This window comes from Amycolatopsis sp. NPDC104819, assembly GCF_055583145.1.
Genome location: NZ_JBVJON010000002.1, coordinates 663,723 through 683,704 on the forward strand (window position 1 = coordinate 663,723; position 19,982 = coordinate 683,704).

Sequence of the window (19,982 nt, forward strand, 5' to 3'; positions counted from 1 at the left end):
ACTGGTGGGCACCGGATTCTTCACCTCCGTCGACGACGTGTCGGCGAAACTGGCCGAGGCCGGCTACCTGGCGTCCACGGCCGTGGCGACCACGGTGTTCCTCGCCGACCGCCTCGGCAAGCCGCTGCTCGTCGAAGGCCCCGCCGGCGTCGGCAAGACCGAGCTCGCCAAGGCCGTCGCCCAGGTCAGCGGCTCGCGGCTGGTGCGCCTGCAGTGTTACGAGGGCATCGACGAGGCCCGCGCGCTCTACGAGTGGAACCACGCGAAGCAGCTGCTGCGGATCACCGCCGGCCGCGACGAGACGTGGGAGCAGGCCCGCACCGACATCTTCGGCGAGGAGTTCCTGCTGCGCCGCCCGCTGCTCACCGCGATCTCCTCGGACGAGCCGACCGTGCTGCTCATCGACGAGACCGACAAGGCCGACATGGAGGTCGAGGGCCTGCTGCTGGAGGTGCTCGGCGACTTCCAGGTGACCGTGCCGGAGCTGGGCACCATCACCGCGACCCGCGCGCCGTTCGCCGTGCTGACGTCCAACGCGACGCGCGAGCTGTCCGAAGCGCTGCGCCGCCGGTGCCTGTTCCTGCACATCGACTTCCCGGACGAAGAGCTCGAACGCGACATCGTCCGGCTCAAGGTCCCGGGCATCAACGACGCGCTCGCGGATTCAGTCGTCCGGGTGATCTCCGCCCTGCGCGCGATGGACCTGCGGAAGCTGCCGTCGGTCGCCGAGACCATCGACTGGGCGCGCACGCTGCTCGCGCTCGGCGCGACCACCCTGGACGACCGGGTCGTGCGGGAGAGCCTCGGCGTGGTGCTCAAGCACCAGGACGACATCACCAAGGCCGGCGCCGGCCTGAAGCTCGAACAGGTCCTGGACGCGTCGTGACCGGCGGTGTGCCGGAGCGGCTCGCGTCGTTCGTCAAGGCACTGCGGGCCCAGGGCATCCCGGCCGGGCCCGCCGAGACGGTCGACGCCGCGGCCGCGCTGGAGGTCCTCGGCTTCGACGACCGGGCGCTGGTCCGCGAGGGCCTGGCCGCCGCCTTGGTCCGCCGGGGCGGGCAGCGCGCGGTGTTCGACGCCGCGTTCGACCTGTACTTCCCGGCAGGGGTCGGCGCGCCGGAACGCGCCCGCGAAGACCCGCCGGCCACGCTCGAAGAGCTGCGTGAAGAGCTCGCCGCCGCTCTCACCGACGGTGACCAGCAGGCGCTGGACCAGCTGGCCGGGCTCGCCGTCGAGATGCTCGGCCAGTACGGCTCGGCGTCCGGCCCCGGAGGTGGCTTCTCGGCCCACCAGACCCTCGAGCGGCTCCAGCCGCAGACGCTCATCGCCCGCGTGCTGGCCGCGGTCCGCGGCGGCGGCGCGCGCGGCGAGTTCACCGACCGGCTCGACCGCGATGAGATCCGCCGCCGGGTCGAAGGCTTCCGCGGTCGCGTCCGCACCGAAGCGCGCCGGCGGGCCGCCGAAGTCCGCGGCCGCGAGCGCGTCGCCAAGCACGCCATCGCGCCCGCGCCGGACCGCGTCGACTTCCTCATCGCCAGCCGCGCCCAGCTCGCCGAGCTGCGGCGGACGATCCAGCCGCTGTCCCGCAAGCTCGCGACGCGCCTCGCCGCCCGCCGCAAGCGCACCACCCGCGGCCAGATCGACCTGCGCCGCACGCTGCGGCGATCACTGTCGACGGGCGGGGTGCCGCTGCGCCCGGCCTACCGCCACCGGCGGCCCGGCCGGCCGGAAATCGTGCTGCTGTGCGATCTTTCCGGGTCGGTGGCCGGGTTCGCGAACTTCACCATGCTGCTGGTGCAGGCGCTGCGCGACCAGTTCAGCAAGATCCGCGTGTTCGCCTTCGTCGACAGCGCCGACGAGGTCACTCACCTGGTCACCACCGGTGTCGCGGACCCCGAACACCTGGGCGCGCGCATGCTGTCCGAAGCCGCGCTGGTGCGCTGGGACGGCCACAGCGACTACGGCGGCTCACTCCGCCAGTTCACGGCGAACTGGCTCGACGCGGTCGGCCCGCGCACGTCGGTGCTGATCCTCGGCGACGCCCGCACCAACGGCGGTGACCCCAACCTCGACGCGGTCCGCGAGATCAAGGCCCGCGCCCGGCACGTCTACTGGCTCAACCCGGAACGGCGCTCGTTGTGGTCCACTGGCGACTCGGCGGCCCTGGAGTACGCCGACGTCGTGGAGATGCACGAGTGCCGCACGGTGCAGCAGCTGTCCACCCTGGTCACCCGGCTGCTGCCGGTGTGAGCCACGCGTCGATGTCCCGCAGCATCGCCTTCTTGGTCGCTTCGGAAGCGAAGGACGCCCTGACGCTCGCCCGCGCGAAGTCCGCCATCACGGTGTCGTCGTAGCCGAAGGCGTCCCGGATGCGGGCGTATTCGGCGGCCAGCGGCGCGCCGGTGACCGACGGGACGTCGGTGTTGAGCGTGACCGCCAGCCCGGCGTCGAGCAGCCGGGGGAGCGGGTGCTCGGGCAGGGACGGCACCAGCCCCAACGTCACGTTCGAGGACGGGCAGACCTCCAGCGCCAGGCCGCGCTCGCGGACCTCGGCGACCAGTGCGGGGTCTTCGAGCACCCGGATTCCGTGGCCGAGGCGTTCGGTTCGGCCGACGTCGAGGGCTTCGCGGATGCTGTCCGGTCCCGCGTCTTCGCCGGTGTGGTGCAGGAGGTGGAGCCCGGCGGCGTGGGCCTTCTCGAAGATCGTGGCGAACGGTCGCAGCGAGTGGTTTTCTTCACCGGCCATGCCGATCGCGAAGACTTCGTCGTACTTCAGCGCGAGTTCGAGGGTGCGCTCGGCTCGTTCGACCGAACGGCGTCGCGAGTGGTCGAGCACGAGCCGGGTTTCGAGCCCGGACAGTCCTTTGAGGACGGACGCCAGCGGCATTTCCGGGTCACCGAGCCGTTCCCCGTGCGACGCCGCGGTGAAGGTGACTTCGGCGTAGCGCGTGCCCTGGGCGGCTTCGTCTTCGCAGTACTCGCGGGCGATCCGCTCGAAGTCCTCGGGCTGCCGGAGACAAGCCCGGACGAGCGTGTTGTAGTCGGCGAAGGCGCGAAAGCCGTCGAACACCGGCGGCTCGTCCGGGACGTCGACGCCGTTCGCCGCGCCGAGCTCACGGAGCGTGCCCGGCCGGATCGTGCTCTCCAGGTGGACGTGCAGGTGGGCCTTCGGCAGGGTGGCCAGGTCGCGCATGATCACGAGCCTAGGGTCCTCCGGCGGGGATCCGCGCGCGATTTTCCGCCTCCGCCGCCACCGCGGCCGGGTTTGGGCTGGGTCACACGGGGAACCTCTGGGGGGTTCGTCCGCGTTGTCAGGATGACCGTAACCGAAGAGGGAGGACCACCGTGGCTTTCTTGCGCAAGCTCACCGTGCTGGCCGGAGCCGCCGGCGCCGCCCGCGCCTACGCCAAGAAGAACCCCGAAAAGGTGAACCAGTACGTCGGCAAGGCGGCCAAGTTCGTCGACGACAAGACCAAGGGCAAGTACCACGAGCACATCGCGGGCGCGGTCCGCAAGGTCAACTCCGTGACCGGCCCGGACGGGCAGCCGGGGCCGGCCGGGCGGCCGGGACCGGCCACCCCGTAGGTCACTCGGCCGACAGGGCTTCGAGGACACCCTCGCCGTACTTGGCCAGCTTGTTCTCGCCGACCCCGCTGACCGTGCCCAGGTCGGCCAGGGAAGCCGGCCGCTGGGTCGCGATCTGACGCAGGGTCGCGTCGTGGAAGACGACGTACGCGGGCACGCCCTGCTCCTTCGCGACCCCGGCCCGCCAGGCACGCAGGCGTTCGAACAGCGGGGCCGCCTCCGCGGGCATGTCGACCGCGGGGGCGGCCTTACGCGTGCCGCGGACCTTCGCGGCGGCCGCGCGCTCGGGCTCGCGGCGCAGCATCACCTGGCGCTCGCCGCCCAGCACCTCGGCGCTCGCCTCGGTGAGCACCAGCGAGCCGTAGTCACCCTCGACCGCGAGCCAGCCTTGGGCGAGCAGCTGCCGCACCACCGCGCGCCACTCCGGCTCGCGCAGCTCGGTGCCGATGCCGAACGTCTTGAGTGTGTCGTGCTGGAACTGCGTGACCTTCGGGGTCGACTTGCCGAGCAGGATGTCGATCACCTGGCCGGCGCCGAACTTCTGCCGCCGCTCGTTGCGCAGCCGCACGATCGTGGAGAGCAGCTTCTGCGCCGGGATCGTGCCGTCCCACTTCTCCGGCGGGTTCAGGCACGTGTCGCAGTTGCCGCACGGCTCGGCCGCCTGCCCGAAGTAGTTGAGGATCTGCACCCGCCGGCACTCGACCGTCTCGCACAGCGCGAGCATCGCGTTCAGGTGCGCGCCCAGCCGGCGCCGGTGCGCGTCGTCCCCTTCGGACGTGTCGATCATCTTCCGCTGCTGCACGACGTCCTGCAGGCCGTACGCGAGCCACGCGGTCGAGGGCAGCCCGTCACGCCCCGCCCGGCCGGTCTCCTGGTAGTACCCCTCGACCGACTTCGGCAGGTCGAGGTGCGCCACGAACCGGACGTCCGGTTTGTCGATGCCCATGCCGAACGCGATCGTCGCGACCACGATCAGCCCGTCCTCGCGCAGGAACCGCGACTGGTGCTTCGCGCGGATGCGCGCGTCGAGCCCCGCGTGGTAGGGCACAGCGGGAATTCCGTTCTGCACCAGGAACTCCGCGGTCTTCTCGACCGAGTTCCGGGACAGGCAGTAGACGATCCCCGCGTCCCCCTTGTGCTCGGTCTGCAGCAGCTCCAGCAGCTGCCGCTGCGGCGAGTTCTTGCCGACGATCCGGTACTGGATGTTCGGCCGGTCGAAGCTCGCGACGAAGTGACGCGCCTCGTCCAGGTTCAGCCGGGCCGAGATCTCCTTGTGCGTGGCCTCGGTGGCCGTCGCCGTCAGCGCGATCCGCGGCACGTCCGGCCAGCGCTCGTGCAGCGCGGAGAGCTGGAGGTAGTCGGGCCGGAAGTCGTGGCCCCACTGGGCGACGCAGTGCGCCTCGTCGATCGCGAAGAGCGAAATCTTGCCGCGGTCGAGCAGCCGCACGGTGGATTCGACCGAAAGCCGTTCCGGCGCCAGGTAGAGCAGGTCGAGCTCGCCGGCGAGGAACGCCGTTTCGACCTCCTGGCGGGCCGCGTAGTCCTGCGTGGAGTTGAGGAACCCGGCGCGGACCCCGGCGTTGCGCAGGGCGTCGACCTGGTCCTGCATCAACGCGATCAGCGGGGACACCACCACCCCGACACCCGGCCGCACCAGCGCGGGAATCTGGTAGCACAACGACTTCCCGCCGCCGGTGGGCATCAGCACGAGCGCGTCACCGCCGCCGATCACGTGCTCGACGATCGCCGCCTGGTCGCCGCGGAAGGCGTCGTAGCCGAACACGCGCCGGAGGGTCTCCAGCGCGTCGGACACGGTCGCGAACTCGGTCTCTGCCACGCGGCCGAGTCTAGAGCGGGGGTCCGACAACTTCCGGCCGCCCTCTCCGGCGCGCCGCCCGTCCGCCGGTGCCACACTGGTCGTGATGGACGAGTACTTCCCGGTTCCCGACCTGGCCGCGCATTTCACCGGCGAGTGGCGGCTCGACCGCGAAATCCTCACCGCCGCGGGGGATCCGGCGGGCGAGGTGAGCGGCACCGCCGCCTTCACGGAGGAGGACGGCGTCCTCGTCTACCGCGAAACCGGCGAGATGCGCCTCGGCACGTACCGCGGCCCGGTGACGCGCACGCTGCACTACCGGCCCACCGCGGCCGGCCGGGCCGACGTGCACTTCGACCACGGCGGCTTCTTCCACGCGCTCGACCTGCGCACCGGGCACTGGCGGACCGACCACCCCTGCCGCGACGACCTCTACCGCGGCAGCTACCGCGTACTCGACGCGCGCCGCTGGCAGCAGGAGTGGGCGGTCCGCGGCCCGGCCAAGGACCACGTGATCGTCACCCGGTTCAGCCGGCCGACGGGCTGAGCAGGTCGGCCAGGTCGATCCGGCGCAGGAACTCGCTGCGGATCCGGTCGCCGACCTCCGCGACCAGCCAGCCGCCGTCGTCGGACGGGTCGATGTGCGTCCGGAACGGCCGCTTCCCCTTCGGCAGCTCGACGACGTTCGCGAGCTCCTCGGCTACCTGCGCGACGTCCGCGTCCGCCGGCGTGATCTCGGCCAGCTTCGCCGCGACGTGGTCGCTCAGGCCCGCGTAGCGCTCTTCGTAGGCGTTCGCGACGGCCTCGTCGGCCGGCCGTCCCGAGTTCGGGAAGTGGTTGGTGCCCGAGGTGAACGCGCCCGGCACGATGATGGCGGTATCGATCCCGAACCGGGCCACCTCCGCCGCGTACGACACCGCGAGGCTGTCCATCGCCGCCTTCGCCGCGAAGTACGGCGCGAGGTACGGCGGGGTGCCGCCGCGGACGCTGCTGCTCGACACCCACACCAGCAGCCCGTCGCGCCGGGCCCGCAGGTGCGGCAGGGCGGCGCGGTTGACCCGCTGGGCGCCGATCACGTTCGTGTCGTAGAGCTGGGCCAGCTGGTCGGGGGTGAAGGCCTCGGCCGGGCCGAGCACCATGTGCCCGGCGTTGTGCACCACGGTGTCCAACCGCCCGTGCTCGGCGACGATCGCGGCGATCGCGGCGTCGGCGGAGTCCTGGCTGGAGACGTCCAGCTCGACCGAGCGCAGGTCCACGCCGTGCTCACGGGCGTACGCGGCGGCGGCCTCGACCTGCGGGGCGTTGCGGCCGGTGGTGGCGCGCATCCCGGCGTAGACGGTGTGGCCGTTGCGGGCCAGCGCCCGGGCGGAGAGGGCGCCGATCCCGCTGGAGGCGCCGGTGACGACGATGATCATGACTCTGTCCTTTGCGGTAGGTGGGGTTACTCAGACGATTCCGCCGTTGGCGCGCAGCACCTGGCCGTTGACCCAGCGTGCGGGCCCGGCGAGGAACGCGACGACCTCGGCGATGTCCTCGGGCCGGCCGAGCCGCTCGAGCGGCGGCTGCTTGGCCATCCGGTCGATCGTTTCTTCGTCCTTGCCGTCGAGGAACAGCGCGGTCGCGGTCGGCCCGGGGGCGACGGTGTTCACGGTGATGTCGCGGCCGCGCAGCTCGCGCGCCAGGATCATGGTGATCGCCTCGACCGCGCCCTTGGTGGCGTTGTAGATGCCGTAACCGGGCAGGTTCAGCCCGAGCACCGACGTCGAGGTGGTGATCACCGCGCCGCCGTCGCGCACCCGCTTCGCGGCCTGCTGGGCCACGGCGAACGTGCCGCGGATGTTGGTGCGGTGCACCCGGTCGAGGACGTCGAAGTCCGTGTCCGCGATCGGGGTCGGCGCGGTCATGATCCCGGCCAGGTGGGCGACGACGTCGACGCCGCCGTAGGTGCGCTCCGCGGTGTCGAACAGCTCCGCGACCGCGGCCGGGTCGGCCACGTCGGCGCGGACGGCGATCGCCTGCCCGCCCCGCTCGGTGATGGCGTCGACGGCGGCCTGGGCCTCCTTCTTGTTGCCGGCGTAGTTGACGACGACCGCCATGCCGTCGGCGGCCAGGCGCTCGGCGACCTGGCGGCCGATGCCGCGGGAGCCGCCGGTGACGATCGCGACGCGGGTCTCGGTGGTGCTCATCGGGTCCTCTCTTCTCCTCCGGCGGCGCTGGTAGCACCGCTTCCGTCGTTCTGTTATCGACGATAGCACTCGGGCGTTAACGGCGCTAGTCCTCGATTGTTATCGTCGTTACACCGCTGGGCGGCACGGCATCCGGCCGTATCCGCGCCGCCGGTCGGCCGAATCGCGGGCAAACGGCGTTTCGGGCCCCGGGTTCCGGGCACACCGAACCCATCGGGGGCGACATCCGCAAAGGAGTTTTGTGCAATGCCCACCTGGCTGATCGTGGTGATCGTCGTCGTGGCCATCGCGGTTCTCGGCGCCGTGATTTGGCTTGTGACGCAAGAGATGCAGCGAAAACGACTACAGCAGCGCTTCGGCCCGGAGTACGACCGGGCGGTCAAGGAGAGCGACAACCCGCGTGCGGCGCAACGGGAACTTGCCGAGCGCGAACGCCGGCACAAGGAGCTCGACATCCGGCCGCTCTCGGCGTCGGCGCGTGAGCGCTACACCCAGAAGTGGGCCCAGGTGCAGGAAAAGTTCGTCGACCAGCCGGCCATGGCGGTCGCGGAGGCCGACCAGGTCCTCGTCGCGCTGATGGCCGAACGCGGTTACCCGACCGAGGGGTACGAGCAGCAGGTGCAGGACCTTTCGGTGCGCCACGCCAAGACTCTGGAGGACTACCGCGCCGCGCACAGCACGCAGCAGAAGCGCGACGGAGCGTCCACTGAGGACCTCCGCGACGCGATGGTCCGCTACCGCACGGTCTTCGAGGACCTGCTGACCGACGGCGACGACGAGCACCACGACGACCGGCACGACCACGGGCACGACCACCACGAGCGCCGGAACGGGCACGACCACAGCGCTCGCGACCGTGCCGACCGCCGTGACACCGACACCGACACCGACCAGCCCGAGCGACAGGCGTCCGCACAGCCGCGGACCGAGTGGAACGGAGGACGCTGACCATGACCGACCACCTCACCAGGCACAGCGCCGAACACGACGACGACCTCACCGGCCGCGACGACGTCCGTGAGCCGGCCGACCTCCGCGACGACGGCACCGACGTCCCCGGCCAGGAGCAGGACGGCTTCCACGACTCGGGGGCCGACTCCGCCCGCGGCGCCGGGCAGAACCTGAGCACCGCCGACCTGGCGTCGGCGTCGGCCCAGCCGGAAGCCCCGGCGGACACGGCTTCGGACACCACCACCGGCACCACCACGGACACGGTCGCCGACGCGCGACCGGGCGCCGGCCGCCACGGATCGGACGCCGGCGACGAAGTGCCGCCGTTGATCGACTCGGAGAAGGTCACCGGCTTCCGCGACCGCTGGCAGAACGTCCAGACCGGGTTCGTCGACGACCCGCAGCAGGCCGTCCGCGAGGCCGACGAGCTGGTCGCGGCCGTGATCAGCGCGCTGGCCACCACGTTCGCCGAGCACAAGAGCGAGCTGGAAGGCCAGTGGCGGCACGGTGAGCCGGCCACCGAGGACCTGCGTGTCGCGCTGCGGCGTTACCGCTCGTTCTTCGACCAGCTGCTGCCGCGCTAGCGGGGAACCGTTTGCCGGCGGGCATGATCGGGTAGCACGCCGGTGAACGGGATCAGCAACGAGAGGCAAGCGGGATGAACGTGGCCGAACTGCTCGTCGACGGCTTCGGCCGGGTCCGGGAGAACGTGCACGCGGCGGTGGAAGGACTCTCCGCCGAGCAGCTCCGGACCCGGCCGGCCGACGAGGCCAACTCGATCGCCTGGCTGGTGTGGCACCTGACCCGTGTCCAGGACGACCACGTCGCCGACGTGGCCGGGACCGAGCAGGTGTGGACCGGCCAGGACTGGCTTTCGCGGTTCGGCCTGCCGTTCCCGGCCGGGGACACCGGCTACGGCCATCGCCCGGCGGACGTCGAGGCAGTGCGGGTGAGCGACCCCGGCCTGCTCACCGGCTACTACGACGCCGTCCACGACCAGACCGTGAAGTTCCTCGAAGGGCTCGACGACGCGAAGCTCGACCGGGTCGTCGACGAGGCCTGGGACCCGCCGGTCACCTTGGGTGTGCGGCTGGTCAGCGTCCTCGACGACGACATCCAGCACGCCGGGCAGGCGATGTTCATCCGCGGCCTGCTGGAGCGCCGCTAGTCCTCGTAGCCTTCTCCGCGGTGATCCGCGAGCCGCTGCGGACCCGGGCCGTCGGCCCCGAGCCGGTCGCCCGGGTTGGCGAGCCGGCACTTCGCCAGTGACATGCAGCCGCAGCCGATGCAGTCGCCCAGCTGGTCACGCAGCTGTTCCATCTGCCGGATCCGCGCGTTGAGGTCGTCCTGCCAGCACCGCGAGATCCGCGCCCAGTCGGCGCGCGTCGGCGTGCGATCGTCCGGCAGCAGGGCGAGCACCTCCCGGATCGCCGAGAGCGGCATGCCGACCCGCTGGGACATCCGGATGAAGGTCACCCGCCGCAGCGCGTCGCGGCAGTAGCGGCGCTGGTTCCCGGCGGTGCGGCGGCTGCGGATGAGCCCTTCGTCTTCGTAGAACCGCAGGGCCGACGCGGGCACCCCGCTGCGGCGGGAGAGCTCGCCGACCGTCAAGTCCGGCAGGGTCCGGGCTGTGGCGTTCACCATGGTCCCAGCCAACCACAGCCGCGTGCTTGACTTCAAGCGAGCTTGAGGTCTCATCCTGGCCCGGACGGCAACAATGCCGCTGTGTCAAGGAGGAAGTGTGTCCGAAGCTCCCGTACGGGTCGCGGTGATTGTGGGAAGTGTCCGGGAAGGACGGTTCGGCCCGGTGGTGGCGGACTGGCTGGCCGGGGTCGCGGGCGAGCACGGCGGGTTCGAGGTCGACGTCGTCGACCTCGCCGAGCCCGACCTGCCGCTGGTGATGCCCGCGTTCGGCGCCGCGCCATCGGCCGAGGTCGTCGCCGAGGTCGCGAAGGTGACCCCGCGGCTCGAGACCGCGGACGCGTTCGTCGTCGTCACCCCGGAGTACAACCACAGCTACCCGGCCTCGCTGAAGAACGCCATCGACTGGCACCGCGCCGAATGGACGGCCAAGCCCGTCGCGTTCGTCTCCTACGGCGGGATCTCCGGCGGCCTGCGCGCCGTCGAGCACCTGCGGGCGGTGTTCGCCGAGCTCCACGCGGTCACGATCCGCGAGACGGTGAGCTTCCACGGCGCCCACGCGCGGTTCGGGTCCGACGGCGTGCCCAAGGACGACGGCGCGGCCGTCGCGGCGAAGGCGCTGCTCGACCAGCTCGGCTGGTGGGCCCGGGCCCTGGCCGAAGCCCGGCTCGTCCGCCCGTACCCGGGCTGAGGTTTTCCTTGACCTCAAGCCGCCCCGAGGTCCGACGATAGGGGCATGGCCCCCGAACACCCGCTGCCGGCCCGGCTCGACCGGGCCGACGCGCAGCCCGGCGCGACCGAGGTGCGCGAGGTGACCTACGAGCTGCTGCGCTGCCGGCCGGGTGACCGGGTGCTCGACGTCGGTTGCGGCGGGGGCCGGGCGGTCGCCGAGCTGCGTGCCCGCGGGATCCAGGCGATCGGCGCCGACCGGGACCCGCGGATGCCGGCGGCGGCCCGCACCCGCGGCTTCGCGTTCGTCGAAGCCGACGTGCTCCGGCTTCCGTTCGCCGACGGCGGGTTCCGCGGCTACCGCGCCGACAAGGTGCTGCACGAGCTCACCGACCCGGCGGCCGCGGTCGGGGAGGCCCGGCGGGTGCTGGCCCCGGGCGGCCGGGTGGTGCTCTGCGGCCAGGACTGGGACACGCTGGTCCTCGACTCGGACCGCCCGGCGCTGACCCGGGCGATCGTCCACGCCCGCGCGGACACGGTCGCGGGTCCCCGCGCGGCGCGCCAGTACCGGGCCCTGCTGGTCGACGCGGGGTTCGAGGAGATCGCGGTCGAGGTCAGGACGATGGTCGACACCGAGGGCACCCTGCTGCCCCTGCTCGACGGTCTCGCCGCCGCGGCTCGCCCGGCCGGTGTCGCGACGGAAGCCCAGGTCGAGGCGTGGCGGGCGGAGCAGGCCGCGCGGGTGGCGGCGGGCCGGTTCTTCCTCGCGATCCCGCTGTTCGTCGCCTCGGCCACGGCGCCGGCGGCTCAGAACGCCTGACAGGTCAGGCCCGGCTCCCCGCCGTCCGAACCGTCGAGGGTGATGGTGCCGTCGACCGAGTACCGGTTTTCGGCGGCCAGCGCCGCGAACGCGGTGCAGACCAGCTGGTTGGTCCCGACCGACGTGAGCTGCTTCAGCGGGAAGTCCATGGTGATCACCGCGGGCGGCCCGGGGTTCAGGGTGATCGGGCCGGTCCACTGCGGCAGCATCGTGGCGTACCCGTTGGCCTGCTCCTCGTAGGTCGGCCCGTCCAGCAGCATCGAGAGCGCCGTGGGGACACCGACCGGGACGCCGGTCCGGCGCGTCACCGGGGTGACCCGCCCGTCGATGACGAAGTAGAGGGTCACGTCCGTGCCACCGCCGCCGCCCGGGTTCCGCAGCGTCGGCGCCGGCCCGGCCGGGACGGCCCCGGTCGGCTTGACCCCGCACGCGCCGGCCAGCAGCAGCACCGTGATCAGGACGAAGAGCCGCTTCACGACGAGTCCCGCGGCAGGCGCAGCTCGAACCGGGCGCCGGAGCCGGTGTTGGCCGCGACGATGTCCCCGCCGTGCAGCCGCGCGTTTTCCCGGGCGATCGACAGGCCCAGCCCGCTGCCCTCGGACCGCGCCCGCGCCGTGTCGGCCTTGGCGAAGCGGTCGAACACCCGCGGCAGCACCGCCTCCGGGATGCCCGGCCCGTGGTCGGTGACGGTGAGCACGACGTCCCAGCGCTCCTGCCGCAGCACCACCTCGACCGGCGGCGCCCCGTGGCGCACCGCGTTGCCCACCAGGTTCGCCACGACGATGTCCAGCCGCCGCCGGTCCAGCCGCGCCGCGATCCCGGACGGCAGGTCCGCGACCAGGTCCGCGCGCGGTTCCCAGCCGCGGGCGGCGAGGCTGTCGGTGACCGCCGCGGCGACGTCCAGCTCCTCCCGGCGCAGCTCGGCGCGTCCGGCGTCGAACCGGGAGATCTCGATCAGGTCCTGCACCAGCCGGGTCAGCCGCCGCGTCTCCGCCGACACGAGCCGCGCGGCGACCGCGGTGTCCGGCGGCAGCTGCTCGGCGTCCTCGTCGAGGACGTCGGTGACCGCGTTCATCGCCGCCAGCGGCGTCCGCAGCTCGTGCGAGACATCGGCGACGAACCGCCGCGCGTCGGCTTCCATCGCGCGCAGCGTGCCGACCGTGCGCTCGAGCTCCGCCGCCGTGTTGTTGAACGTCGTGACGAGCTCCGCCAGCTCGTCCGCGCCCGTGACGCGCAACCGCACGTCGAGCCGGCCCCGGCCGAGCTGGTTCGCCGCGGTGTTCAATGCCCGCACTGGCCGCAGCACCTGCCGCGCCGCGAGCAGCGCCACCGCGACCGCGACCGGCAGGGCGAGCGCGGAGTACACCCACGCCTGACGGGCCAGCTCGTCGATCGCGGCCGCCTGCTGGGTCAGCGGCACCCCCGCGTAGACCTCGAGCCCGGTCGGCGTGCCGCTCGTCGACTGGACCGGGATCCCGACGAAGAACATCGGGAACCCCTGGGCGTCGACCCGCTGGAACTGGATGTTCGTGCTCCTCGCCACGGCCCGGCGCAGCTCGACGGGCACGATCTCCGGCGGGATGCCCGACGTCGAGTGCAGGTCGCGGTAGACGACGAGCGCGTCACTGGACTTGAGCGCCGTCGCGAAGGCGTCGAGCGTGGCCTGCGACGGCGGCAGCGACACGGTCGGCAGGTAGGCGAGGATCTGGTCGCGCAGCTTCAGCATCGTCTGGTCCTGGATGCCTTCCAGGATGGCGGTGCGCGCGGTGACGTAGCTCGCCCCGGCCGCGGTGGTGGCGCCGAGGATCATGATCACCGCGAAGGCGGCGACCAGGCGGGGTCTCAGCCCCGCGAGCCACAAGCGGAGCCGCTTCACGACCGGCCGAACCGGTAGCCGAACCCGCGGACGGTCTGCACGTGCTCCGGCTTCGCCGGCACGTCCTCGATCTTCGCCCGCAGCCGCTGCACGCACGCGTCGACCAGCCGCGAGTCGCCGAGGTAGTCGTGGTCCCAGACGGCGGAGAGGATCTGCTGGCGGCTGTACACCTGGCCGGGCGTGCGCGAGAGCTCCAGCAGCAGCTTCAGCTCGGTCGGGGTCAGCGACACCGGCGCGCCGCGCTTGGTCACCTCGAGCCCGGCCCGGTCGATCACCAGGTCGCCGTGCCGTTCCGCGGCCGGCGGCGGCCCGGCCGGCGCCTCGCTGACCGCCCGGCGCAGCACGGCCCGGATCCGCGCGTCCAGCACCCGCGGTTCGACGGGCTTGGCCACGTAGTCGTCGGCGCCCGCTTCGAGCCCGGCCACGACGTCGAAGTCGTCACTGCGCGCGGTCAGCATGATGATCGGGACCGGCCCGGACGCCCGCATCCGGCGGCAGGTCTCGAAGCCGTCCATGCCGGGCAGCATCAGGTCGAGCACGACGATGTCGGGCCGGTGGTGCACGAGCACCTCGATGCCGAGCTCACCGGATTCCGCGGTGTGCACCACATGTCCCTGCCGCCGCAGGGCCAGCTGCAGTCCTTCCCGCACCGCCGCGTCGTCTTCTACCACCAGTACCTCGGCCACGGCGCCATTATTCGGAAAAGCGCACGTCATGGCGACCCGGGCCGATCTTGTAGCAAAACCATGACATCGTGCTGACGGGATCCCGAAATGCCGTCTCCAGACTCGGGGACATGGCAGTGATCTTCTTCGAGGCGTCACCCGTCGCCCCTTCGACCGGCACCGGCCGCCACGCGCTCTTGACCCGGGCCGTGTCCCGCACGGCGGTGCTCGCCGCGAGCGCGGCCGGGTTCACGCTCGCCTTCGTCGCGGCCTACCTGCTCTTCGTCCGCACGGAAGCCGGCCGCGGCGTCGAGAACGGCGTCGTCCGCAGTGCCCAGTCCGCCGGCCACACGGTGAACTGGGCGACACCGCTGGCGGAGCTGGACCTGGTGGTCGTGCTCGGCGGCGTCGCGGTGCTGCTCGTGGTGATCTCCCTGCTGCGGCGCCGGTTCGCGCTCGGCGTGACGGCCCTGCTCCTGCTCGCCGCGCCCCTGGTGGTGGCGCAGCTGCTCAAGCTGTACGTGCTGGACCGGCCGAGCGCCGGAGACCGGCTCGGCGTCGCGAGCCACAACAGCTTTCCGAGCGGGCACGTCAGCGCGGCGATGGCCGTGCTGGTGGCGCTCGCGATCGTGGTGCCCCGCCGTTTCCGCCTGCCGACGCTGGTCGCGGGCGGAGTCGTCGTCGCCTGGGTTTCGGCCGCGGCCGTGGCCCTGGGCTGGCACCGGTTGAGCGACACCGTCGGCGGCTGCCTCCTGGTCGCCGCGGTCACCTGCGCCGGGGCGGCGGTGGTGTCCGCCCGCCGCCCCGACGGTGACCGGGTCCCGCCCATCCCGGTGCTGTGCGGCGTGCTCGCCCCACCGGCGGTGGTGCTGTTCGGTTTCGCGGTCCTCGGCACGGCGACGTCCGGCGCCGCCCAGTTCGTCGCCGCGATGGTGCTGGCCGCGTTGTCGGCGTTGTCGGTGGTGTTGTTGCTGACCGGGCCGCTGAGGCGGGTCTCGTTCGACCCGGCCGAGGGACGGGTCCGGCGGCTCCGGCGTCGTTGAGCGGTACTTCGGGTGGGGCCGATCCCGCGGGTTTCGCGTGCCCGCGGGATCGGTTCGTGTGCCGGGACGGTTGGTTCACGTGCCCGGCGGGTCGGACCGCGTGCCGGAAGGGGGGCGGTTCGTGTCCTTGGGCCGCCGGCTGGCGTGACTGCGCGGGCATCTCGCGTGATTAAGGGGGCATCTCGTGGAGTTGCCCCGGTGAGGCGGACACGGGGTTGTTAGGCAGCAGAGACTTGAGCGTAGTTGATGCGGGTGTCGGCTGGGGTGTTCTGGCCGATGGTGGAGTGCAGCCGGTGGTGGTTGTAGTAGCGCAGATAGCCGAACACGTCCTGGCGGGCCTGGGCCCGGGTCTGCCAGATGGTGGTGCCGATCTCGGTCTTCAACGTCGCGAAGAACGCTTCAGCGACGGCGTTGTCGTAGCAGGACCCGACCCGCCCCACCGACGCCCGGATCTTGTGCTCGGTGAGCGCGGTCCGGAACCGGCCCGAGGTGTACTGGACCCCGCGGTCGGAGTGAAACACCGCATCCGGCTCGATGAGGCCGCGGGCGGCGGCGACGTCGATGGCGTCGCAGACCAGGTCGGTGCGCATGTGCCCGGCCATGGCGTGCCCGACGATTTCGCGGGTGTGCAGGTCGATGACGGTGGCCAGGTAGAGCCAGCCGTCGAAGGTGGGCAGGCAGGTGATATCCCCGACCATGCGTTGCCCTGGGGCGGTGGCGGTGAAGTCACGGCGGATCAGATCACCCACCGGCGCGGCCGGGCCGGCCGCGGGGCGGGTCAGGTTTCGGCGTTTGCGGCGGGTGATCCCGGCCAGGCCGTGCTCGCGCATCAGCCGCTCGACCCGTTTGTGGTTGATCGTGTGGCCGCGGCGGTGCAGCTCGGCGGTGATCCGCGGGACTCCGTAGGCGCCACGATGCTCGGTGTGGATGCTGGTGATCAGCATGACCAGTTCGGCCTCGGCCTCCGCTCGTGCGGTCCGGGTGGCTTCGGCGGCGGCCCATTCGTGGAAGCCTTGCCGGCGCAGCCCCAGGACCTGGCACAACCGCTTCACACCGAAGGTGGCGCGGTGTTCGGAGATGAACCGGTAGCGGTAAGTCATCGATCCATCTCGCGCGCAAAATAGGCGGCTGCTTTGCGCAGGATCTCCTTCTCTTTCTGCAGCTCAGCGACCTGCTTCCGCAACCGCTGGACTTCATCGGTGACCGCGGGGTCCGGCACCGGCTCGGTGTCGGCGGCCTGTGTGGCGGTGTTCACCCACGAGCGCAGGGTCTCGTGGTTGACCCCGAGTTCGCGGGCGATCTGCCGTAGTGGACGGTCACTCGAGTTGACCAGCTCGAGCGCGTCGCGTCGGAACTGCTCCGGATATTTCGACCTGCGAGACACCAGGACATCCTCCCTCCAGACCACTGTCTGGAATCAAGGTGTCCGGCCCCAGGGGGCAACCCCACTCGCGTGATTGGAGGGGCATCACGCGAGATTGAAGGGACGACACGCGTGCTTGGGCGGACGACACGCGTGCCTGGAGGGACGACACGCGTGCTTGGGCGGACGACACGCGTGCCTGGAGGGACGACACGCGTGATTGGGGGGGCGACACGGTCGTCGGGGGCTGGTGAGGCGGGCCAGTTTTGGGGGATTGGCCCGCGACAGCGGGCGGTGCCCGGCCTAGCGTCGGGGAGATGGACCCGAGGCTCGCCGAAGACCTGAACTCCCTGCCCGATCTCCTCGACGCCACAAGGAAACTCGCCGGCGAGGCGCTCGCCGGGCTGCCGGACCGGGCGGCCGCCGTCTCGCCCGCCGCGATCGCGCCGGCGGCCCTGCCGCTCCACGGTGTCGGCGGCCGCGGGGCGCTGGAGGAGTTCTCGCGGCGTTGGGAGCCCGGCTTCGCGGGCAGCGCGGGTCCTCGTTACCTCGGGTTCGTGACCGGCGGCGCGACCCCGGCGTCCCTGGCCGGCGACTGGCTCACCGCGGCCTACGACCAGAACCCCGCCAGCGGCCTGGACTCCTCGGCCCAGGACCTCGAACGCGAGACCGTCGGCTGGCTGGCCGAGCTGTTCGGGCTGGGCCCGGAGTTCTCCGGCGCGTTTGTCACCGGCGCCACGATGTCCACGGTGACCGGCCTGGCCATCGCGCGTGAATGGCTCGGTGAGCGGAACGGCATCTCAGTCTCCGAAGAAGGCGCTGCCGCGCTCGGCCCGGTCACCGTCCTGTCCGGTTCACCGCATTCGAGCATCCTGAAGGCGTTGTCGTTCCTCGGAATGGGCCGGTCCGCGCTGCGGAGGATTCCCGTGCTGCCGGACCGCGAAGCCGTCGACGTCGCGAAGCTCGCCGAAGTCCTCGAGACGCTCGACGGGCCGGCCATCGTCGTCGCGAACGCGGGCACGGTGAACACCGTCGACTTCGACGACCTGCGCGCCATCGCGGAACTCAAGCGGCACCACGACTTCTGGCTGCACGTCGACGCCGCGTTCGGCGCGTTCGCCGCACTGGCCCCGGAGCACGCGTCGCTGGTCGCAGGCCTGGTGGCGGCCGACTCGGTGGTCGTCGATCTGCACAAGTGGCTCAACGTGCCCTACGACTCGGCCGACCAGTTCACCCGGCGCCGCGACCTGCAGCTGCGGGTGTTCAGCAACAACGCCGCCTACCTCGGCGAAATCGGCGATACCCCGGACTTCCTGCACCTCACCCCGGAGAACTCCCGGCGGCTGCGCGCCCTCCCGGCCTGGTTCTCGCTCGTGGCCTACGGCCAGGACGGGCACCGCGAGATCGTCGAGCGCTGCATCACGCTGGCTCGTGACCTCGGCAGCCGGATCGACGCTTCCCCGCACTGGCGGCTCCTCGCGCCGGTGCGGCTCAACGTGGTCTGCTTCAGCCCCGCCGCCGACGTCACCCAGGACGGGATCGACGCCCTCGTCCGCGCCATCACCGAAGACGGGACGACGTTCCTGACCCCGACCGTGTACGCCGGCCGCCCCGCGTTGCGCGCCGCCTTCAGCAACTGGCGGACGACCCCGGCCGACGTCGAGCGGGTGTTCGCCGCGCTGGAGCGCGTGGCCGCCGGTTAGCTGCGGTCCGACTTCGGCATCAGGTACTTCCACGGCGACGCGCCGACGCCCAGCTCGCACGGCACGTGCACCAACGCCGGCCGGCCCGCGGCGAACGCCTTCTCCAGCGCGCCGCGAAGGTCGTCCGGGGTGCGCGCAGTCAGGCCGAGCGCGCCGAAGGTCTCGGCCAGCCGGGCGAAGTCCGGGTTCCGCAGCCGACCGCCCAGCGCCCGGCCCTCGAACAGCCGCTCCTGGTCGAGGTGGACGTTGCCGTAGTAGCCGTTGTCGAACACGACCGCCACCACGTTCAGTCCGTATTGGACGGCCGTCGCGAGCTCCTGCGCGGCGAACATGAAGCCGCCGTCGCCGGCCACCGAAACCACCGGACGGCCGGGGTGGGCCGCCTGCACGCCGAGCGCGGTCGGGTATCCGAAGCCGAGCGTGCCCTGGTGGCCGCAGGTGACGAACGTGCGCGGGGAGTAGACCTCGAAGCCGAAGTAGGACGCGAAGCCGACCTGGCAGATCTCCTCGACGAAGAAGCCGTCACGGGGCAGCACGTCCCGGATCGCCCGCAGGTACTCCAGTTCCGGCCCGACGTCGGCGAAACGCTCGGCCACGCGGACCTTCAGCGCAGTGAGCTCCGCGGTCCGATCCGTCCTTTGTGGACCGACGGCTTCGGTGAGCGCGGCCGTCGAGTCGGCGGCGTCGGCGACGATCGCGACGTCCGCCTCGAGCCGGGTCGCCTGCCGCGGGTCGATGTCGAGCAGGATCGTCTTCAGGCCCGCGGGCTTGTCCGGCCACCGGAACCAGGACAGCTCCAGCCGCGACCCGATCCCGACGACGACGTCGGTCTCGGCCCACCGCTCGAACCCGGAGACGCAGGTGAAGCCGAGCGGGTGGTCGTCACCCACGATGCCGCGCCCGCCGCGGAACGGCACGACCGGCGCCTGCAGCCGCTCGGCGAGCGCCCGCACCTCGGCGGCCGCGTGCCGGGCGCCGCCACCCACCATGATCATCGGGTGCTTCGCGCGGTCCAGGAGCTCCGCCGCCTCGGCCACGGCGACCGGATCGACGGCCGGGCGGGGGAGCGGCAGCGGGCCGGCCATCTCGGCGGGTGCACGCAGCCCCAGCACGTCCCACGGCACGGCCAGCGAAACCGGCCGCGGCCGCCCGCCCGCGGCCTCCCGGAACGCGGTCGCCAGCGCGTTCGGGATCTCGGCGGGGTGCTCGACCAGCGCCGACCACTTGGTCATCGTCCGCAGCGTGGCCAGCTGGTCGGGCATCTCGTGCAGGTGCCCGAGCCCACGGCCGAGGTACGCGCGCGGGATCTCGCTCGTCAGGCACAGGACGGGCGCGCTCGCCCCGTGCGCCGAGAGGAGCGCGGCCGAGGCGTTGAGGACCCCGGGGCCCGGCACCACGCTGTAGACGCCGGTGCGCCCGGTCGCCTGGGCGTACCCGAAGGCCATGTACGCCACGGTCTGCTCGTGCCGGGCGCCGATCACCCGGATCTCGCCGTCGGTGCGGGCGAGGCTGTCGAACAGCTCGTAGGTCTGCACGCCCGGCAGACCGAAGACGGTGTCCACACCGTGGGCCCGCAGCCCGTCGACGATCAGGTCGGCCGCGGTGGGAGCGGGCTGGGACTTCGGCATCGGCACGGCCTCCTGGGCGTCGTCCGTCGGCGAGAC

General features: G+C 72.2%; 22 protein-coding genes. 11 read left to right on the forward strand and 11 right to left on the reverse strand.

The features are described 5' to 3' along the window. The first annotated feature begins 4 nt into the window (after nt 1-4). The gene (locus ACZ63E_RS08135) at nt 5-886 is read left to right on the forward strand and encodes an AAA family ATPase (protein ID WP_465335331.1); all 882 of its coding nucleotides are present in this window, start codon (nt 5-7) and stop codon (nt 884-886) included. Next, nucleotides 883-2,250, forward strand: a complete 1,368-nt coding sequence (locus ACZ63E_RS08140; protein WP_465335332.1) for a vWA domain-containing protein — start codon at nt 883-885, stop codon at nt 2,248-2,250. The genes ACZ63E_RS08135 and ACZ63E_RS08140 overlap by 4 nt, the downstream gene beginning before the upstream one ends. On the opposite strand, the gene add is transcribed toward ACZ63E_RS08140, so the two are convergent. After that, nucleotides 2,228-3,193, reverse strand: coding sequence for an adenosine deaminase (gene add / locus ACZ63E_RS08145; RefSeq protein ID WP_465335333.1), 966 nt, complete (start codon nt 3,191-3,193; stop codon nt 2,228-2,230). The two genes, ACZ63E_RS08140 and add, sit on opposite strands and share 23 nt — an antisense overlap. A gap of 152 nt (nt 3,194-3,345) precedes the next feature. Here add and ACZ63E_RS08150 point away from each other — a divergent pair, with 152 nt between their 5' ends. Next, nucleotides 3,346-3,585 carry an antitoxin gene (locus ACZ63E_RS08150; RefSeq protein WP_465309940.1) on the forward strand — a complete coding sequence of 80 codons (240 nt, stop codon included), beginning with the start codon at nt 3,346-3,348 and terminating at the stop codon, nt 3,583-3,585. Nucleotide 3,586: 1 nt separating this feature from the next. Here ACZ63E_RS08150 and recQ read toward each other — a convergent pair whose 3' ends face one another. After that, nucleotides 3,587-5,422, reverse strand: coding sequence for a DNA helicase RecQ (gene recQ / locus ACZ63E_RS08155; protein ID WP_465335334.1), 1,836 nt, complete (start codon nt 5,420-5,422; stop codon nt 3,587-3,589). Nucleotides 5,423-5,507: 85 nt separating this feature from the next. On the opposite strand from recQ, the gene ACZ63E_RS08160 reads away from it, so the two are divergent. Then, nucleotides 5,508-5,948 (forward strand): DUF6314 family protein, encoded by a 441-nt coding sequence (locus ACZ63E_RS08160; protein WP_465335335.1) that lies wholly within the window; start codon nt 5,508-5,510, stop codon nt 5,946-5,948. Here ACZ63E_RS08160 and ACZ63E_RS08165 read toward each other — a convergent pair. After that, the gene (locus tag ACZ63E_RS08165; RefSeq protein WP_465335336.1) at nt 5,929-6,816 is read right to left on the reverse strand and encodes an SDR family oxidoreductase; all 888 of its coding nucleotides are present in this window, start codon (nt 6,814-6,816) and stop codon (nt 5,929-5,931) included. The two genes, ACZ63E_RS08160 and ACZ63E_RS08165, sit on opposite strands and share 20 nt — an antisense overlap. Nucleotides 6,817-6,846: 30 nt before the next feature. Continuing rightward, nucleotides 6,847-7,587 carry an SDR family oxidoreductase gene (locus ACZ63E_RS08170; protein ID WP_465335337.1) on the reverse strand — a complete coding sequence of 247 codons (741 nt, stop codon included), beginning with the start codon at nt 7,585-7,587 and terminating at the stop codon, nt 6,847-6,849. 246 nt (nt 7,588-7,833) lie between these two features. Here ACZ63E_RS08170 and ACZ63E_RS08175 point away from each other — a divergent pair, with 246 nt between their 5' ends. The 3 genes from ACZ63E_RS08175 to ACZ63E_RS08185 all read left to right on the forward strand — a co-directional run bounded on the left by ACZ63E_RS08175 (nt 7,834) and on the right by ACZ63E_RS08185 (nt 9,706). Continuing rightward, complete coding sequence (locus tag ACZ63E_RS08175) at nt 7,834-8,535, forward strand: hypothetical protein (protein ID WP_465335338.1); 702 nt, start codon at nt 7,834-7,836, stop codon at nt 8,533-8,535. A gap of 2 nt (nt 8,536-8,537) precedes the next feature. Beyond that, complete coding sequence (locus ACZ63E_RS08180; RefSeq protein ID WP_465335339.1) at nt 8,538-9,122, forward strand: hypothetical protein; 585 nt, start codon at nt 8,538-8,540, stop codon at nt 9,120-9,122. Nucleotides 9,123-9,196: 74 nt separating this feature from the next. Further along, nucleotides 9,197-9,706 carry a mycothiol transferase gene (locus ACZ63E_RS08185; protein WP_465335340.1) on the forward strand — a complete coding sequence of 170 codons (510 nt, stop codon included), beginning with the start codon at nt 9,197-9,199 and terminating at the stop codon, nt 9,704-9,706. Here ACZ63E_RS08185 and soxR read toward each other — a convergent pair. After that, nucleotides 9,703-10,182: a redox-sensitive transcriptional activator SoxR gene (soxR, locus tag ACZ63E_RS08190; RefSeq protein ID WP_465335341.1), complete on the reverse strand. Its 480-nt coding sequence runs from the start codon at nt 10,180-10,182 to the stop codon at nt 9,703-9,705. The genes ACZ63E_RS08185 and soxR overlap by 4 nt on opposite strands. A 97-nt stretch (nt 10,183-10,279) precedes the next feature. Here soxR and ACZ63E_RS08195 point away from each other — a divergent pair, with 97 nt between their 5' ends. Both ACZ63E_RS08195 and ACZ63E_RS08200 read left to right on the forward strand, forming a co-directional pair. Further along, a complete protein-coding gene (locus tag ACZ63E_RS08195; protein ID WP_465335342.1) occupies nt 10,280-10,870 on the forward strand; it encodes an NADPH-dependent FMN reductase in 591 nt (196 codons plus the stop codon). A 45-nt stretch (nt 10,871-10,915) separates the two neighbouring features. Next, on the forward strand, nt 10,916-11,668 hold the full coding sequence (locus ACZ63E_RS08200) for a methyltransferase domain-containing protein (RefSeq protein ID WP_465335343.1): 753 nt from the start codon (nt 10,916-10,918) through the stop codon (nt 11,666-11,668). Here ACZ63E_RS08200 and ACZ63E_RS08205 read toward each other — a convergent pair. The 3 genes from ACZ63E_RS08205 to ACZ63E_RS08215 all read right to left on the reverse strand — a co-directional run bounded on the left by ACZ63E_RS08205 (nt 11,656) and on the right by ACZ63E_RS08215 (nt 14,230). Then, entirely contained in the window at nt 11,656-12,144 is a 489-nt protein-coding gene (locus ACZ63E_RS08205) for a hypothetical protein (protein ID WP_465335344.1), read from the reverse strand. The two genes, ACZ63E_RS08200 and ACZ63E_RS08205, sit on opposite strands and share 13 nt — an antisense overlap. Next, nucleotides 12,141-13,478, reverse strand: a complete 1,338-nt coding sequence (locus ACZ63E_RS08210) for an ATP-binding protein (protein ID WP_465335519.1) — start codon at nt 13,476-13,478, stop codon at nt 12,141-12,143. Before ACZ63E_RS08210 ends, ACZ63E_RS08205 begins: the two co-directional genes overlap by 4 nt. Before the next feature lie 62 nt (nt 13,479-13,540). After that, entirely contained in the window at nt 13,541-14,230 is a 690-nt protein-coding gene (locus ACZ63E_RS08215) for a response regulator (RefSeq protein WP_465309952.1), read from the reverse strand. 110 nt (nt 14,231-14,340) lie between these two features. Here ACZ63E_RS08215 and ACZ63E_RS08220 point away from each other — a divergent pair, with 110 nt between their 5' ends. Continuing rightward, a complete protein-coding gene (locus ACZ63E_RS08220) occupies nt 14,341-15,252 on the forward strand; it encodes a phosphatase PAP2 family protein (protein WP_465335345.1) in 912 nt (303 codons plus the stop codon). A gap of 218 nt (nt 15,253-15,470) precedes the next feature. Here ACZ63E_RS08220 and ACZ63E_RS08225 read toward each other — a convergent pair whose 3' ends face one another. Further along, nucleotides 15,471-16,352 (reverse strand): IS3 family transposase, encoded by an 882-nt coding sequence (locus tag ACZ63E_RS08225; protein ID WP_465335346.1) that lies wholly within the window; start codon nt 16,350-16,352, stop codon nt 15,471-15,473. Next, entirely contained in the window at nt 16,349-16,636 is a 288-nt protein-coding gene (locus ACZ63E_RS08230; protein WP_465335347.1) for a transposase, read from the reverse strand. The genes ACZ63E_RS08225 and ACZ63E_RS08230 overlap by 4 nt, the downstream gene beginning before the upstream one ends. A gap of 296 nt (nt 16,637-16,932) precedes the next feature. On the opposite strand from ACZ63E_RS08230, the gene ACZ63E_RS08235 reads away from it, so the two are divergent. Further along, nucleotides 16,933-18,318, forward strand: a complete 1,386-nt coding sequence (locus tag ACZ63E_RS08235) for a pyridoxal phosphate-dependent decarboxylase family protein (RefSeq protein WP_465335348.1) — start codon at nt 16,933-16,935, stop codon at nt 18,316-18,318. Here ACZ63E_RS08235 and ACZ63E_RS08240 read toward each other — a convergent pair. After that, a complete protein-coding gene (locus tag ACZ63E_RS08240) occupies nt 18,315-19,946 on the reverse strand; it encodes a thiamine pyrophosphate-dependent enzyme (protein WP_465335349.1) in 1,632 nt (543 codons plus the stop codon). The genes ACZ63E_RS08235 and ACZ63E_RS08240 overlap by 4 nt on opposite strands. Between the last annotated feature and the right edge of the window lie 36 nt (nt 19,947-19,982).